Origin of the sequence: Nonomuraea sp. NPDC048826 (assembly GCF_043198225.1) — a bacterium.
GTDB lineage: Bacteria > Actinomycetota > Actinomycetes > Streptosporangiales > Streptosporangiaceae > Nonomuraea.
In genome coordinates, this window is record NZ_JBICUQ010000005.1 from 467,385 (window position 1) to 481,791 (window position 14,407).

Annotated in this window: 16 protein-coding genes; 6 read left to right on the forward strand and 10 right to left on the reverse strand. The window is 73.0% G+C overall.

All coding sequences use genetic code 11. The features are described from left to right. Positions 1–32 precede the first annotated feature (32 nt). Together ACGFI7_RS20515 and ACGFI7_RS20520 are read left to right on the forward strand one after the other, a co-directional pair. Positions 33–863: an IclR family transcriptional regulator gene (locus ACGFI7_RS20515; RefSeq protein ID WP_393406558.1), complete on the forward strand. Its 831-nt coding sequence runs from the start codon at positions 33–35 to the stop codon at positions 861–863. Between the two features lie 82 nt (positions 864–945). Beyond that, complete coding sequence (locus ACGFI7_RS20520; protein ID WP_393406561.1) at positions 946–1,491, forward strand: 2,4'-dihydroxyacetophenone dioxygenase family protein; 546 nt, start codon at positions 946–948, stop codon at positions 1,489–1,491. A 55-nt stretch (positions 1,492–1,546) separates the two neighbouring features. On the opposite strand, the gene ACGFI7_RS20525 is transcribed toward ACGFI7_RS20520, so the two are convergent. Together ACGFI7_RS20525 and ACGFI7_RS20530 are read right to left on the reverse strand one after the other, a co-directional pair. Beyond that, positions 1,547–1,945 carry a peptidase inhibitor family I36 protein gene (locus tag ACGFI7_RS20525; RefSeq protein WP_393406563.1) on the reverse strand — a complete coding sequence of 133 codons (399 nt, stop codon included), beginning with the start codon at positions 1,943–1,945 and terminating at the stop codon, positions 1,547–1,549. Positions 1,946–2,058: 113 nt separating this feature from the next. Further along, positions 2,059–2,916, reverse strand: a complete 858-nt coding sequence (locus ACGFI7_RS20530; protein ID WP_393406566.1) for a helix-turn-helix domain-containing protein — start codon at positions 2,914–2,916, stop codon at positions 2,059–2,061. A gap of 102 nt (positions 2,917–3,018) precedes the next feature. Between ACGFI7_RS20530 and ACGFI7_RS20535 the strand changes: the two genes are divergently transcribed. Then, positions 3,019–4,761, forward strand: coding sequence for a beta-galactosidase family protein (locus ACGFI7_RS20535; protein WP_393406569.1), 1,743 nt, complete (start codon positions 3,019–3,021; stop codon positions 4,759–4,761). An 18-nt stretch (positions 4,762–4,779) separates the two neighbouring features. On the opposite strand, the gene ACGFI7_RS20540 is transcribed toward ACGFI7_RS20535, so the two are convergent. From ACGFI7_RS20540 to ACGFI7_RS20555, 4 genes are all read right to left on the reverse strand, one after another. Continuing rightward, positions 4,780–5,379 carry an NAD(P)-dependent oxidoreductase gene (locus ACGFI7_RS20540; protein WP_393406571.1) on the reverse strand — a complete coding sequence of 200 codons (600 nt, stop codon included), beginning with the start codon at positions 5,377–5,379 and terminating at the stop codon, positions 4,780–4,782. A 91-nt stretch (positions 5,380–5,470) separates the two neighbouring features. Beyond that, positions 5,471–6,700 carry a DUF5685 family protein gene (locus ACGFI7_RS20545; RefSeq protein WP_393406573.1) on the reverse strand — a complete coding sequence of 410 codons (1,230 nt, stop codon included), beginning with the start codon at positions 6,698–6,700 and terminating at the stop codon, positions 5,471–5,473. A gap of 578 nt (positions 6,701–7,278) precedes the next feature. Continuing rightward, positions 7,279–7,455 carry a hypothetical protein gene (locus tag ACGFI7_RS20550; RefSeq protein WP_393406575.1) on the reverse strand — a complete coding sequence of 59 codons (177 nt, stop codon included), beginning with the start codon at positions 7,453–7,455 and terminating at the stop codon, positions 7,279–7,281. A gap of 12 nt (positions 7,456–7,467) precedes the next feature. Beyond that, positions 7,468–7,659, reverse strand: coding sequence for a hypothetical protein (locus ACGFI7_RS20555; protein WP_393406577.1), 192 nt, complete (start codon positions 7,657–7,659; stop codon positions 7,468–7,470). Positions 7,660–8,055: 396 nt separating this feature from the next. On the opposite strand from ACGFI7_RS20555, the gene ACGFI7_RS20560 reads away from it, so the two are divergent. Together ACGFI7_RS20560 and ACGFI7_RS20565 are read left to right on the forward strand one after the other, a co-directional pair. Then, the gene (locus ACGFI7_RS20560) at positions 8,056–8,808 is read left to right on the forward strand and encodes a hypothetical protein (protein ID WP_393406580.1); all 753 of its coding nucleotides are present in this window, start codon (positions 8,056–8,058) and stop codon (positions 8,806–8,808) included. Positions 8,809–8,878: 70 nt separating this feature from the next. Beyond that, entirely contained in the window at positions 8,879–9,859 is a 981-nt protein-coding gene (locus ACGFI7_RS20565; protein ID WP_393406583.1) for a GlxA family transcriptional regulator, read from the forward strand. Between the two features lie 21 nt (positions 9,860–9,880). On the opposite strand, the gene ACGFI7_RS20570 is transcribed toward ACGFI7_RS20565, so the two are convergent. After that, the gene (locus ACGFI7_RS20570) at positions 9,881–10,780 is read right to left on the reverse strand and encodes a CHRD domain-containing protein (RefSeq protein ID WP_393406586.1); all 900 of its coding nucleotides are present in this window, start codon (positions 10,778–10,780) and stop codon (positions 9,881–9,883) included. 92 nt (positions 10,781–10,872) lie between these two features. Then, entirely contained in the window at positions 10,873–12,018 is a 1,146-nt protein-coding gene (locus ACGFI7_RS20575; protein ID WP_393406588.1) for an FAD-dependent oxidoreductase, read from the reverse strand. Positions 12,019–12,072: 54 nt separating this feature from the next. On the opposite strand from ACGFI7_RS20575, the gene ACGFI7_RS20580 reads away from it, so the two are divergent. Then, on the forward strand, positions 12,073–12,642 hold the full coding sequence (locus ACGFI7_RS20580) for a TetR/AcrR family transcriptional regulator (protein WP_393406590.1): 570 nt from the start codon (positions 12,073–12,075) through the stop codon (positions 12,640–12,642). 6 nt (positions 12,643–12,648) lie between these two features. Here ACGFI7_RS20580 and ACGFI7_RS20585 read toward each other — a convergent pair whose 3' ends face one another. Further along, the gene (locus ACGFI7_RS20585; protein WP_393406592.1) at positions 12,649–13,431 is read right to left on the reverse strand and encodes an alpha/beta fold hydrolase; all 783 of its coding nucleotides are present in this window, start codon (positions 13,429–13,431) and stop codon (positions 12,649–12,651) included. Next, positions 13,424–14,365 carry an RNA polymerase sigma factor SigJ gene (gene sigJ / locus ACGFI7_RS20590; protein WP_393406594.1) on the reverse strand — a complete coding sequence of 314 codons (942 nt, stop codon included), beginning with the start codon at positions 14,363–14,365 and terminating at the stop codon, positions 13,424–13,426. Before sigJ ends, ACGFI7_RS20585 begins: the two co-directional genes overlap by 8 nt. Between the last annotated feature and the right edge of the window lie 42 nt (positions 14,366–14,407).

Genomic DNA, 14,407 nt, shown 5'->3' on the forward strand with positions numbered 1-14,407 from the left:
TCGTCACGCGACTGCCAAGATAGGGTTGTTCCATGAGAGGACAGGCTTCGCCAAGCACTCCCTCCACCAGCGACGGGGAGCCGGTCGGTCTGCTCGACAAGGCGTCCGCCATCCTGGAGATCCTCGCCCAGCGCGAGTGGGTCAGCGCGGCGGAGCTCGCCGAGACCCTGGGGGAGCCGCGCAGCACCATCCACCGGCTGCTGCGCAACCTCGCCGCCCTCGGCTGGGTCGAGTCCGGCACCCGCGGTCAGTGGGGGATCGGCTTGCACCTGTTCCGTCTCGGCTCCGGCGCGGTCCGCCGGATGGACGTGCGCAGGGCCGCCCTGCCGCACATGCAGCACCTCCACGACGAGATCGGTGAGACGGTCTTCCTGTGCATCCGGCGCGGCCTCGACGCCGTCTGCGTGGAGCGCCTCGACGGCCGCCGGGTGCAGAGCCTGGCCCTGCAACTGGGCGGGGCCATGCCGCTCCACCTCGGCGCGGGGCCGATGGCGATCCTGGCGTTCTCGCCCGAGGACGTCTACCGCGAGTGGCTGCTCGACTTCGCGGAGAACGGCTCGAAGGACGGGTCCACCGCGGCCGAGATCAACGAAGAGGTCAAGGCCACGCGCCAGCGCGGCTACGCCATCTCCGACCAGAACGTGACGCCGGGCATCGCCGCCGTCGGCGCCCCGGTGTTCAACTTCCGCAACGAGCTTGAAGGCGCCCTGTCCGTGAGCGGCCTGCGCGACGTGATCCTCGATCCCGCCAACCGGCTGGCCGAGCTCACCGTCGAGGCCGCCGAGCGCGCCTCGCGCGACCTGGGCTGGGCCCGTCCCGCCGCCTGGTGGGGCAAGCCGCTGCCGTCCGACACACACCGATAAGCACGACCCCTCCGGCGCCGGCTCCGTCCACGGGGCACCGGCGGCGTTCCCGCCTGCGCCGATCGAGAAAGGACCGACCGTCATGACGGAGACTCCGACCGCCGACAGGATCCGCGACGAGGCCGCGATCCCCTACCGGGGCCCGCTCCTGCCGAACACCCTGGACGACCTCGTCGAGCTGGGCGCGCTGGACGTCGAGTGCGACGAGCGGCTCTGGGTGCCGCAGGCGCCCGACGTGACCTTCAGGCCGCTGCTGTTCAGCCCGAGCCAGGGCTACTTCGTCAACATCCTCCGGGTCAGGAAGTCAGGCATCCTCTCGCGGCACCGCCACGCCGGTCCGGTCCACGCCATCACGCTCCGCGGCCGCTGGCACTATCTGGAGCACGACTGGTGGGCCGAGCAGGGCAGCTACGCCTTCGAGCCGCCGGGCGACATCCACACCCTGGAGGTCCCCGACGGCGTGGCGGAGATGCGGACGCTGTTCCACGTCACGGGCGCGTACATCTACGTCGACCCCGACGGCAATCCCACAGGGGTGGAGGACGTCTTCTCCAAGATCGAAAACGCCCGCCGCCACTACGCCGAGGTGGGGCTCGGCGCCGACTACGTCGACCGCTTCATCCGCTGATCGGCGGCCCCGGCCGGACGGCCTGACCCCGGTGTCAGGCCGCCGGGGGGATTCCTCAGCCCTCGCCGGGCGGGGTGCCGCAGGACGGGCCGTTGGGGCCGCCGATGCGGACCGACTCGAAGAACTCGCGGTAGGTGACGAAGAAGTTGCCCTTGGAGCCGGCGCTGGTGACGGCCGTGCAGCCGCCGTAGTTCGCGTCGGAGTACAGGTGGACGCGGGAGCTCGTCCGGTTCCAGTCGGAGTTGGCGCGGTTCGCCATGCCCAGCGCGGCCAGGTCGGCGGTGTTGGCGGTGATCTGGATGATGTCTCCCGTGCCGTCGAGGCCGGAGAACATGCAGTAGTTGCCCGGCAGGCACCGGTCATAGCCGGTGGCGGCCTGCGCGGGAAGGGTGGTGAGGGCGGCCATGGCGACGGCCGCGATCGGAACTGCCAGCAGGTGAAGCTTCTTGCCCATCGACCCTCCGTGGGTGAAACTTTCTTTCGGCAACGGCCTGACCCTACATCGCGCGATCTTGTTAGGGAAGGGGTGAAGTCCGGTGAAGCCCTTGAGCCGTCGTACAGAACCTGTCAGGTGGAGGTCGAGTCCGTGTTCACGGTGGGCGGGAGGGTGTGCTGCTGGGCGCGGAACTCGCTCGGCGGCAGGCCCGTCCTGCGGGTGAAGATCCTCGTGAAGTAGGCGGGATCGTCGTACCCGACCCGCCGGGCGATGGCGGCGATCGGCAGCTCCGAGCCGGCGAGGAACTCCTTGGCCCGGTTGAGCCTGACCGACAGCAGATACTCCTTGGGGCTGCAGCCGGCGAGGCGGCGCACCACCGCGCGCAGGTCGCTCACCGGCATGCCGAGACGCCTGGCGTGCTCGGCGACGGGCACGGGCAGGCAGGCGTCCCTGGCCAGCCGCGCCAGCACCGGGTTGCCCGAGGCGTCCTCGTCGGCCCTGGACTGCCGGAGCGCGACCAGGACCTCGTGCACCAGCGCGGACGTCTCCACCTCCAGGTAGGGGCTGCCCCTGCGGATGGCGTGCGCGATCCGGCCGATGACGTGCACGGCGGGCTCGGCGGTGGTCAGCGGGGTGACGGGCGCGGCGGCGTCGATGAAGCCGAGGTCCTGGTAGGCGGTGGCGGCGGGCCCGGCGAAGTCCACGAACCACTCCGCCCAGCCGGTCTCATGGGGCGCGTAGTGATGCCGGACGCCGGGCAGCAGCCACAGCACGGACGGTGCCACGACCTCGACCGGCTCGCTCTCGCCGGAGGAGAACCAGCCCGTGCCGCGGGTGACGACGACGGCGACGTGGTGGTCGAGGGCGCGCGGGCCGACCGTGGGCAGCCTGCCCTCCAGGTGGCCGGCACCCAGGCAGACCAGGCCGAGCCTGCGGTGCGCGGGGGCCGGGGTGAGGTAGCGCATCCAGCTCCGGAACTCCTCGGCCAACCGCTCGCCCTTCCGTCCAACACGTCAACCGGGTTTGTCCATGGCCGCTGAGCTGGGGAATCAGCAGACTGCTCCGCGCGGAATACTATCCCAAGGGGCAATATGCGACATTTCACGGTAAGCGGGGGCGCGTTCCGGCTCGACGGCGAGGAGTTCCGGGTGCTGTCGGGCGCCCTGCACTACTTCCGCGTCCTGCCCGAGCAGTGGGACCACCGGCTGAGGATGCTGCGGGCCATGGGACTCAACACGGTGGAGACCTACGTGCCGTGGGACCTGCACGAGCCCCGCGAGGGCGAGTTCCGGCGGCTGGACGAGCTGGCCGCCTTCCTCGACGCCGCGGCCGCCGCCGACCTGCTGGCCATCGTCAGGCCGGGACCGTACATCTGCGCCGAGTGGGACAACGGCGGCCTCCCCTCGTGGCTGACCGCCGAGCTCGGCCCCCGGGTGCGCACCCGGGACGCCGAATACCTGGCCCGCGTCGAGCGCTTCTTCGACGAGGTCATCCCGCTGATCGCCGAACGCCAGGTCACCAAGGGCGGCAATGTGATCATGGTGCAGGTCGAGAACGAGTACGGCTCGTACGGCAGCGACGCCGTCTACCTGCGCCACCTGGCCGACGACCTGATCGGGCACGGGATCGAGGTGCCGCTGTTCACCTCCGACGGCGCCGACGACTTCTTCCTGACCGGCGGCACCATCCCCGGCGTGCTGGCGACCGTGAACTTCGGCTCCGGCCCCGAGCAGGCCTTCGCCAAGCTGCGCGAGCACCGGCCCGGCGACCCGCTGATGTGCATGGAGTTCTGGTGCGGCTGGTTCGACCACTGGGGCCAGGAGCACGTCACGCGCGACCCCGCGGACGCGGCCGACGTCCTGGAGCGGATCCTGGCCGCCGGCGCGTCGGTGAACCTCTACATGGCGCACGGCGGCACCAACTTCGGCACCGGCGCCGGCGCCAACCGGGTCGGCGAGCTGGCCAGCGGTGAATACCGGCCGACGGTCACGTCCTACGACTACGACGCCCCGATCGACGAGCGCGGCGCGCCCACGGAGAAGTTCTGGCGCTTCCGCGAAGTGCTGTCCCGCTACAACCCCGCGCCGCCGGAGGTGCCCGCCCTGCCGCCCGCGCTCCCGCCGGCGACGGTGCCGCTGACCGAGTCCGTACGGCTGCGCGACGTCCTCGGCAAGGTGGCGGGATCTCCCGTCACCTCAGCCCTGCCACCCTCGTTCGAGGAACTCGGCCTCGTCCATGGCCTGGCGCTCTACCGGACGGAGATCCCCGGGCCGCGCCGACCGTACCGGCTGCGGGTCGGTGACGTGCGCGACCGAGCCCACCTGTACGTGGACGGCGAGCTGACGGCGGTGCTGGAGCGCGACGGCGGGGAGCCGGAGCTGGAGGTGCCCGGCCCCGCCACGGTGGAGCTGCTGGTGGAGTCGATGGGCCGGGCGAACTACGGGCCCCTGCTCGGCGAGCGCAAGGGCCTGATGGCGCCGCTCATGCACGACCGGCAGTACCTGCACGGCGTGACGGCCACGCCCATCCCGCTGGACGAACTGCCCGACCTGCCGTACGGGGCCGGGACGGACACGCCGGTGCCCGCCTTCTTCCGGGGCGAGCTCCAGGCGGCCGAGCCCGGCGACGGGTTCCTGGCCCTGCCCGGATGGGGCAAGGGGTACGTGTGGGTGAACGGGTTCCTGCTCGGCCGCTACTGGGACCGGGGGCCGCAGCGCACGCTGTACGTGCCGGGGCCGCTGCTGCGGGCGGGCGCGAACGAGGTGGTGATCCTGGAGCTGGACCGGGCCGGGTCGCCCGAACTCGACCTGCGCACCGAGCCCGACCTGGGCTGATCCCGCGACCGGCGGCGGTCAGGCCCGGGCGCCGCACACGCCCGGCATCCTGCCGATCATGGCGTCGTCCTCGGCGGCGTCCAGCAGCGCGCGGGCGTAGTCGGCGCGGGGCAGCGTCGACTCGCCGCCGGTGGCGTTGGCCTCGAAGTCGACGTGCGACCGGCCCTTGCCCGGCTTGTCGGTCAGCATGGTGGCCCGGACGACCGTCCAGTCGAGCCCGGACATCTCCAGCATGCCCTCGGCCCGCGCCAGGTCGGCGTAGGCCGATCTGAAGAACAGCCACGCCAGGCCGACCGCGAGCCGCGGCCGGGTGGCGGGGACGGAACGGCTGCTGGTCATCACCAGCCTGCGCACGCCCGTCTCGCGCATGGCGGCGATCAGCGTACGCGCGATGCCGCTCCCGCCGACGGCCGCGATGACGGCGTTCTGGCCCGCCACGGCCTCGCGCACGGTGGGCAGGTCGGTGGCGTCGCCCTGGACGACGGCGCGCAGGTCGTCGCGTGCGCGCAGGAGCTCCGGCTTGCGGGTGAACGCCGTCATCTCGTGGCCGCGGGCGACGCCCTGGGCCAGGACGTGCAGGCCGGTGCGGCCGGTCGCGCCGATCACTAACAGTTTCATACTGCCTCCTTCTATATTGCAAGATGCATTAGAGCAGTATGCAGTGTCAAGGTGGTGATCGGGATCAGATCAGCAGTCGGTCAGCAGTCGGTCAGCAGTCGCAGGAACACCCGTCGCAGCAGCAGCCGTCCCCGCAGCAGTTGCCGCACTCGCAGCAGCTGCCGCAGGGGTCCCAGCCCGAGCAGTCGAAACGCTGGCAGCAGGAGCTCTGGTGCTCCTCGTCCCACGGCGGCCGGTACAGGCCGCACGAGCAGCAGGTCAGCATGGTGCAGGCGAAGGACAGGATGCCCCCCGGGTCCCGCCTCGTCGGCCGCCCGCCCGGCTTCCCGGGGTCGTCGGACGGGGCGTCGGGATCGCCGGGCGGGGCGTCGGGCACCCGCCCGGACAGACGCCCGCCGGTGCGAAGGTCGACGGTGTGCCGCCCGGCGGTGCGGGTCGCGGCGGCGTGCGGCTCGGCCGGGTGGCCCTCGGCGGCGGCGAAGGCGCGTGAGACGGCCCGGCCCGTCTCACGGACCAGCAGGGAACGGGCCAGCCGGGGACGCTCCATCTCCAGCTCGTCCATGGCCGCGCGGAGCCCGGCCAGCGCGTCGTCGCAGTGCCGGCGCGCCTCGACCAGGGTCGTGCCGGTGGCGGCCAGCGGGTTGTACGCCCCGGACGCCCGGTCGGCGTCCAGGTCCTCCACCGCGTCGATCAGATGGGCCAGCCTGCCGAACCCGCGCCCGGCGGCCTCCAGCGCCTCCCGGTTGTGCGGCTTGCCCGTGAGCACGGCGGTGTGCGCGAACGCGGCGGCCACGGCGTCCTCGGTGGGCTCCGTCAGCTCCCGCAGCCCGGTGGTCCGGGCGGGGGCGCGTTCCAGGACCGCCTGCCGGCGGGCCGCCTCCCTCAGCGGGGCAGGGTCGAACCCCAGCGCCCCGGCCGTGGCCGCGCCCGCCGAGGACCAGCGCTCCGCCAGCCGGGCGGCACCGGCCGCCACCGGACGCCGCGCGTACAGGCCGTCCCCGTCCGCCACGTGGTCGCGTACCTTGCCCGCGGCCAGGAGCAGCGACACCGATGCCGCCAGCCGCACCCCTTCGGCCTCCACCACGTCGGCGCGCCTGAACCCGCGCAGCGCGCACGCGCCCGCGCGTCTGCGTGGCGCGGTGGCGGGGGCCTGCGCCTCGGTGAGCACGGACACGAGCAGGCCGTCGTAGTTCGTCACCACACGGGACAGATGGCCGTGCTCGTCACGAAGGGCCAGGCAGAGCCCACACAGATGCCCCATCCAGTCCGCGAAGAGCCCCTTGCACATGACGTGCTGACATGGGCGGACAATGCCGAACATGTGTCCCCTTTTACGTATATGGCGGGGCAACGCTAGCACCCACGGCCCTGCCCGCCCCTCCACCACCAGGACTATCCGCCATCCCTCCCCCGAGTGAGGCCGAACCCCTCGCGGCCCGCGCCGTCTGCACTGCCGCCGCCCCTCCGCCATCAAGTCGCTCGGCCCCACTCCCGCGCACGATCGGACCCGGTCCCTGCACCGCGATACCCGATCAACCCACGCGTCGGCCGGGGCCGCCCGCTCCTGCGCCATCGGCCTTCACCCCTGCGAGGGGCAGGCCGTGTGTGACGCCAGCCCAGGTGGGGTTGTCGTCGCGGCGGACCACTCCTGCGCCATCGGGACCAGCAGCCCCGCTCCTACAAGGGGCGGGCCGTTGGTGACGCCTGGCCCCTCGGAGCTGTCGGCGTGGCCGGCCGCTCCTGCGTCATCGGACCCACGGCCTTCACCGCCGCGAAGGGCGAGGTCGTTGGCGACGTCGGGCCCGTCTGCGCTGTCGGCGTGGCCGGCCATTCCTCCGCCTTCGGGCTCGTCGGCTCCCGCTCCCGTGAGGGGCCGGTGGTCATCCGCGCGGTCTGGGGTCAGGGGTCGCGTCTGTTGAGGAGTTTGGGGAGGGCGGAGAGGGTTGCCCCGCCTGCGGCGCCGCCGCTGAGGAGGGCGCCGGGCCAGGCGGTGCCGGTGGCGAGGACGAGGGCGCAGGTGATGGCGGCGATCACGATCGCCAGGGTGAGGGTGAGCAGTTGGCAGGTGGTGAACATCGGTCCTCTTTCTCAGGCGCGGTCGTCGGCCCAGAAGTCGATGAGCTCGTCCGGGGTCAGGTCTTCCGGGCGCGCGGCGGGCGGGGTGCGTCCGGTCGCGAGCACCCAGGTGGTCAGGAGGGTGATCAGCAGGTGCTCGTCGGCCGGGCAGGGGGCGTCGGCGCGGTACGCGAAGCTCGGCGGGCGAGCCGTGAGCAGCGGCATGGACGACGGCCTCCAGGGACGGCGGGTGAACGCCTCAACCTTGGGGGCCCGGGAAGGAGCCCGGCCAGCGGCGCAAACGTGTTCGGACGGCACCGGAGGAGCTCGGAAATGCGGGAGTGGCGCGGGTAAGCGTTCGCGATCTTACGACGTCGTACGGACTTTTCCGGATTTGTCAGAAAACGCCGCCATAAAGGTGATCAAGCGCCCCACTAGAGGTGCTGTGATCAGCCGCGATCGACGCGGACGCCGCTTCTGGGACATCAGGGCCGCAGACCCATGAGAGTGGCCCGTGATACCGAACGAGAGCAAAATCGGAGAACTGTCCAAACTGCGAGATTTTTTCTGTAAATATGGCGACAACTTCTCCACATCCCATCCTCGACACCCCCAAGGACGATGACGGAACCTCACGCGGGCAAGCCCCACGCCGCCTTCATAGCCCAGCTCAAGGAGCTGCGGATATCGGCCGGCCAGCCGAGCTACGCCGAGATGAACCTGCTGTCGCGGGGCACGCCCAAGGAGCTGCCCGCCAGCACGCTCAGCGACATCCTCAACTGCAAGCGGGAACGCCTGCCCGACTGGAAGCTGGTCGCCTCCTTCGTGATGGTCTGTCACCGGTACGCCGCGCAGACGGGTCTGCCGGTGGACAACCTCGGCACTCTGGAGGAGTGGCAGAGCCGCTGGCGTGCCGCCTGGGACGCGCGGCCGGGGCCGTACGTGACCGGCTCGTTCGACCTCTACCGGACACCCGCCGACGAGGCCGAGCGGCGCACCTCCAGGACCGTCGCCTACCTGGTCCGCCGGGCGGCCGAAGGCGACGCCGAGCCCGCCTTCCGCCTGGCGATCATCCACGCGCTGACGGGCGAGCCGGCCCAGTCGCGCCACTGGGCGCACGTCGCGGTCCAGCGACGCCATCCGGGCGCCGAGCCCTTCACCGGTGACCGGCCCCCGGTCGAGCTGGCGGCGCGCCTCTCCCACGGCTACGGCCAGGCGTACGAGCGGGAAGGGGAGGCCAAGCAGCACATCGCCAGGTTCTACTACAAGCTCGCCGCCGACCACGGCCACCCGGGCGCGGCCGAGCGGCTCCGGGTGCTGCGCGCCGTCCCGTTCGGCAAACTGCTGCCGGCGCCCGTCCACCCCGGAACCTGAACCTCCGTCACGGCCGCCCCGGAGCGTCCGCGGTCCGGCACGGCTTCCCGGCACGTCGTACAGTCGATCCATGCCCGAGTTTCGTGTCGTCGTCGTCGGCTACCCGGACGCGCAGTTGCTCGACATCGCCTGCGTGACCTCCGCCCTGCAGAGCGCCAACTTCAGCGGGGCCGACCCCGCCTACCGGATCTCGCTGGCCACGCCCGGCGGCCACCCCATCACCTGTGCCAGCGGCCTGACCTTGCAGGCCCACGAGGCGCTCGAACAGGTCAAGGGGCCGCTCGACACGATCGTCGTCACCGGCGGCATCGGATGCATGGCGGCGGCCGAGAACCCGCGGATCCTCGCCCACGTCCGCCGTCTGGCCAGGGAGAGCCGCCGTGTGGCGTCCGTCTGCACGGGGGCGGAGGTGCTGGCCGCGGCCGGGCTGCTCGACGGGCGGCGCGCCACCACGCACTGGGAGTGGGCCCGGCACCTGGCCACCAAGTATCCGAAGGTCTCGGTGGATCCCGACCCCATCTTCATCCGCGACGGCGAGGTCGCCACCTCGGCCGGGGTCACCAGCGCGATCGACCTCACCCTCGCCTTCATCGAGGAGGACCACGGGCCCGACATCGCCCGCACGGTCGCCCGCAACCTCGTCACCTACCTGCAACGGCCCGGCAACCAGGCCCAGATGAGCATGTTCACGGCGGCGCCGCCGCCCGACAACAGCCTGGTCGAGCGGGTCATGCGGCACATCGTCGCCAACCTCGACGGCGATCTGACCACGGCCACGCTCGCCGCCGGGGCGGGCGTGAGCGATCGTCACCTGACCCGGCTGTTCCTCAAGCACGCGGGTCTGACGCCCGGCAGGTTCATCCGTCACGCCCGTACGGAAGCCGCCGCCCACCTGCTGGCCTCCACGTCGCTGCCGGTGGCCGTGGTGGCGGCGCGGTGCGGATTCGGCACCGCCGAGACGCTGCGCCAGGCCTTCGTCGACCGGTACGGCGTCCCGCCGTCGCACTACCGGATGACCCAGTCCTCCGCCACGGCACACGTCCCGGCCTGAGAGCCCGGGCAGCCCGCGGGGTTACCAGTCGCCCCGGTAGAGCTGGCCGCGGATCGCGCCGCCGGGGAACGCCTTGGTGTGCAGGTTGACGTACCAGTTCTTGGGGTTGTTCCAGATGCGGCGGCCCGTGGCGGGGGCGGTGGGGGTGCTGCCGGCGACGCCGTTGACGCCGGGCGGCAGGCCCTTCTTGGCCTCGAAGAACGGCACGACCACGGGGCCGTTCGCGCCTCTCGGCGCGCGGTGGATGTGCGCGGCGACCGGCGAGCCGATCCGCCGCCACGCGGCGGCGAACCACACGCGCTTGCCCTCCGGCTGCACCAGCCAGCCGGCCCGCCCGTCGCGGTCGCCCACCTTCGTGCCGGCCGCCGGCACCTCCTGGCGGCCGTCGGCCCGGGTGGTGAGCGTCTTGCCGAAGCCGTGCGCCAGCACCGACTCCAGCTCCACCGGGTGGATCCGGTACAGCTGCGCCCGCACCGCCCCGGCGGCGTGCTGCCCGTTGTGCAGGTTGGCGTACCAGTTGCCGGGGTTGCTGATGATCCGGTGCAGCAGCCGGAGGTCCTTGACCTGCACCGTGCCCTTGACGGCGTGCAGCGTGCCCGGCAGCGCCTGGCCGAAGAACGGCACCTTGACCTCGCCGTTCTGCCCTGCCTGACCCCGGTGGATGTGGAACCCGCTGGGCGCGGTCAGCTTGTGCCACCGGACGGCGTAGTCGACCCGGTTGCCGTGGATGCGGAACACCGCGAGGGCGCTGCCGTCGCGGTCGCCCGCCTTCCCTCCCTTGACCGGCACTTCGTTGGCGCCCTTGAGCGCCGCGGCCAGGTAGACGGGGGTCGTCGCCTGGGCGGTGACCGGGCTGAGCGAGGTGGCGATCAGAGCAGTGGCGGCGGCCAGGCCGGGAACCACGAGGGTGCGCTTGTCCATCTTGACCCTTTCGCTGGTCTCTGTGGCCTGGTACGGCCCGCCGCGCCGTGGAGTTCAACCGTCGGGATGTGGAAAAGTACGCACTCGCGCCACTAGACCTTCCAGAGTGCGGCGAGCCGCCGGGTGGCGAACCGGGTCGGTACGGCGCGCAGCAGCATGTCGCGGAGCCAGGCGGGCGGGCCGGTCAGCGAGGTCAGCCGCGACTGCCGGGCCGCCGCGCGCATGACGCGGTTGGCACCGGGCCGGCGTTCGGCGTCGTAGCGCGCCAGCCGCCGGGCGGCGTCCGCCGGTTCGGCGCCGGTCAGGCAGCGGGTCAGCGCGGCCGCGTCCTCGAACGCCTGGCTGGCGCCCTGGCCGAGATCGGGCGGCATGGCGTGCGCGGCGTCGCCGAGGAGCGCGACCCGGCCGGCGGCGAACGAGGGCAGGGGCGCCGCCAGCCGGGTGATCGCGTCGACGTGCACGTCGGCGGGCGGGGTGGCCTCGATCAGCGCCGTGACCAGCGGGTGCCAGTCGGCCGTCAGGGTGAGCAGCTGCCGGCGCGCCTCGGCGGGGCCGGGCGGCACGCCGGGCAGCGGGCTGTCGGTGAACCAGTAGAGGCGGTCCGCGCCGACGGGGAACAGCCCGAACATCGCCCCGCTGCGACGGTCGACCAGCTGGCAGGCGAGCAGCTCGGGGGAGAGGCCGGGCGGGCGGGGCAGCATGCCGCGCAGGTCCATCCGGCCGGTGCGCCGGAGCCCGGGATGTCCGGGGAAGAGCTGGGCGCGCAGTCCGCTGCCGAGACCGTCGGCCGCGATCACCGCGTCCGCCTCCGCGACGGGGGCGCCTCCGCTGATCACGGTCACCCCGGCGGGGCCGGGGTCGAGGCGTTCGACCGGGGTCGCGGTGCGCACGCACCGGGCGGGGAGCGGGGCGCGCAACGCCCGGTGCAGCTCCGCCCGTTCGACGACGGCCACCGCGCCGACCTCCTGCTGGGCCTGCCGCGCGTCGGTGACCAGCAGCGGCCGTCCGCGCCGGTCGCGCAGCCCGCCGCTCAGAGCCGCCACCTCGTACGCGCGAAGCTCCTCGCCCAGACCCAGCGCGGCGAGCGCGCGGAGCCCGTTGGGCATGATCGCGATCCCGGTGCCCGCCTCCCGGAGCTCCGGGGCCCGTTCGAAGAGTGTCACCTCATGGCCCGCGCGGTGCAGCCCCACCGCCGCCGCCACCCCGCCGAGCCCGGCCCCGGCCACCACGATCCGCATCGGCACTCCCGTTCACTACGATCGTCCTAGTACGGATATTGGTAACATGGCCGCATGCCGCCCACCAATCCGGCCCGTCGCCGGGCCCTGACCGACGCCGCCATCGAGCTGCTGGCCTCGTCGGGCGTGCACGGGCTGACCCACCGGGCGGTGGAGAAGGCGGCGGGCCTGCCGCAGGGCACGGCGTCCAACTACTTCCGCAGCCGTGAGGCGCTGCTGGTGGCCGCCGCCGAGCGGATCGCCGAGCTGCACCACGCCGACACCGCCCAGGCCGTCGATCCGCCCGCGAGCCTGGCCGAGATGCTGACGGACGGGCTGCTCACCGCGGCGACCACGCACCGCGCCCGCTACCTGGCGATCTTCGAGCTTCAGCTGGAGTCCGCGCGCCGACCGGCGCTGGCCGCGGTGCTCGCGGGCCTGGGCGACACCGCGGCCCGCATCACCGCGGGTCACCACGACCGGCTCGGTCTCGCCGTACCGCCCGAGAAGGTCCCCGCGCTGATCGCGCTCTACGGCGGCGCGCTGTTCACCCTCGTCACCGCGCCGCCCGGGGCCGTCACCGCCGGCGCGGTGCGCGACCTGGTGGAGGTCATGGTGCGCGGATGCGCCGGCGGCGGGGCGTGACGGCGTTCAGGAGCCCTTGGACGCGATCGCGTCGATCACGGCCGCGGGGTCGTCGTTCATCGGCACGTGCCCGCAGCGCCGCAGCGTGACGGTCCTGACCGTGGGGGGAAGCTGGTCCAGGCGCCGCGACCCGCGTGTCGGCAGGATGAGGTCGCGGGCGCCGAACGCGACGGTCACGGGGGCGGTGATGCCGGCGCCGTCGAGGAACCGGCGGCCGCTGGCGGCGCGCATCGTGGCCTCGAATCCGGGGCACCGCGCCATCGCCAGGATCGTGTCGCGCGCGTGCCCGGCGTCCAGCGCCCACGGCCTGCCGTGCGTCTGGCCGAGCACGGCCGTCCGCCCGGCCGCGGTCGAGACCGCCCGCAGCATCGGGCCGGTGGCCTTCCGCGTCAGCCATCGGCTCGCCCAGATGCCGGCCTGGGCGTACCACGGGGATCGGCGGCCCCACAGCCCGGCCGGGCAGAGCAGGGTGACCGAGCGCGCCTCGCGTAACTTGGCCGTCTCCAGCGCCACCCAGGCGCCGAGCGAGTGACCGGCGATGTGGAACGTTCCAATGCCGAGCCGGTCGAGGAACGCCGCCACGGCCGCGGCGAGCGCGGCCGGCACGGGCTCGACGCCGGCGGGCAGCTCGGGGGAGTCCCCGAAGCCCGGCAGGTCGACGGCGATGACGTCGAACCGCTCCGCGAGACCGTCGAGGACCGGCCGCCACGCGCTCTTCGACGCGCCGATGCCGTGGAGCAGGACCAGCGGCTCGCCACGGCCGCCACGGGTGAACGTCAGGTCAGTCATGATCGATGACTCCGTTTCTCAGAGGTGAGATCCTGGGCCGCCGGTCGCGGCCCAGGTGACGCAGCTTCTCCGGGTTGATCACGAAATCGATCGCGCTGACCCGGCCGTCGAGGACGGTGAACGCCATCACCCCGACGACCCGGCCATCATGGGTGAAGATCGCCCCGGTCGAGCCGTTGACCGCCGTGAGGCACCAGACCGTGCGGTCGCGGGCGGCCGCGCCCAGCAGCAGCCGGGCGACGTTGTGGGCCCCGGTCACCGGGCGGCGCGCCGCCGGGGCGTGCCCGCCGCCGTCGGAGCGCAGGACCACGCGCGGGTCCAGCACGCCGGCCAGTTCGTCGAGATCGCCGTGTGCCGCCGCCCTGAGAAAGGCGGTGACGGCGGTGCGGTGCTCCTCGCGGTCCGGGGTGAAACGCGGCGCGCGCTCGGTCACGTGCCGCCGTGCCCGGGCCAGCAGTTGCCGGCAGGCGGTCTCGTGCCGGCCCGTGATCCGCGCGATCTCGGCGTGGGTGAAGCCGAACGCCTCGTGCAGCACGAAGACGATCCGCTCGGCCGGGCTGAGCGATTCCAGCACCACGAGCATGGCGTAGCCGACCGAGTCGACGAGGGCGATCCGCTCCTCGGGGCCGAGCGCCGCCACCGGCTCCACGACCGGCTCGGGCAGCCACGGGCCGGCGTACCGCTCCCTGCGGGCGCGGGCCGAGGTGAGCTGGTCCAGGCAGATCCGGGTGACGACGGTGGTCAGCCACGACCGCAGGTCGCCGATGGCGGCCAGGTCGGTCCTGGCCAGGCGCAGGTACGTCTCCTGCACGGCGTCCTCGGCCTCGCCCACGCTGCCCAGCAGGTGGTAGGCGACGCCCATCAGGTGCGCCCGGTGCTCCTCGAACCGCCGCCACGCCACGGCGGGGTCCCGTCCCGTTCCGGTCACGCTCACGTCGTACCCCTCTCCACGGCCCACGCAGGGAAAGACGACGTG

Coding starts and splice junctions, on each gene's coding strand:
- ACGFI7_RS20515 (WP_393406558.1), top strand. CDS start 33: ATGAGAGGACAGGCTTCGCCAAGCACTCCCTCCACCAGCGACGGGGAG.
- ACGFI7_RS20520 (WP_393406561.1), top strand. CDS start 946: ATGACGGAGACTCCGACCGCCGACAGGATCCGCGACGAGGCCGCGATC.
- ACGFI7_RS20525 (WP_393406563.1), bottom strand. CDS start 1,945: ATGGGCAAGAAGCTTCACCTGCTGGCAGTTCCGATCGCGGCCGTCGCC.
- ACGFI7_RS20535 (WP_393406569.1), top strand. CDS start 3,019: ATGCGACATTTCACGGTAAGCGGGGGCGCGTTCCGGCTCGACGGCGAG.
- ACGFI7_RS20540 (WP_393406571.1), bottom strand. CDS start 5,379: ATGAAACTGTTAGTGATCGGCGCGACCGGCCGCACCGGCCTGCACGTC.
- ACGFI7_RS20545 (WP_393406573.1), bottom strand. CDS start 6,700: ATGTTCGGCATTGTCCGCCCATGTCAGCACGTCATGTGCAAGGGGCTC.
- ACGFI7_RS20550 (WP_393406575.1), bottom strand. CDS start 7,455: ATGTTCACCACCTGCCAACTGCTCACCCTCACCCTGGCGATCGTGATC.
- ACGFI7_RS20555 (WP_393406577.1), bottom strand. CDS start 7,659: ATGCCGCTGCTCACGGCTCGCCCGCCGAGCTTCGCGTACCGCGCCGAC.
- ACGFI7_RS20560 (WP_393406580.1), top strand. CDS start 8,056: ATGACGGAACCTCACGCGGGCAAGCCCCACGCCGCCTTCATAGCCCAG.
- ACGFI7_RS20565 (WP_393406583.1), top strand. CDS start 8,879: ATGCCCGAGTTTCGTGTCGTCGTCGTCGGCTACCCGGACGCGCAGTTG.
- ACGFI7_RS20570 (WP_393406586.1), bottom strand. CDS start 10,780: ATGGACAAGCGCACCCTCGTGGTTCCCGGCCTGGCCGCCGCCACTGCT.
- ACGFI7_RS20575 (WP_393406588.1), bottom strand. CDS start 12,018: ATGCGGATCGTGGTGGCCGGGGCCGGGCTCGGCGGGGTGGCGGCGGCG.
- ACGFI7_RS20580 (WP_393406590.1), top strand. CDS start 12,073: ATGCCGCCCACCAATCCGGCCCGTCGCCGGGCCCTGACCGACGCCGCC.
- ACGFI7_RS20585 (WP_393406592.1), bottom strand. CDS start 13,431: ATGACTGACCTGACGTTCACCCGTGGCGGCCGTGGCGAGCCGCTGGTC.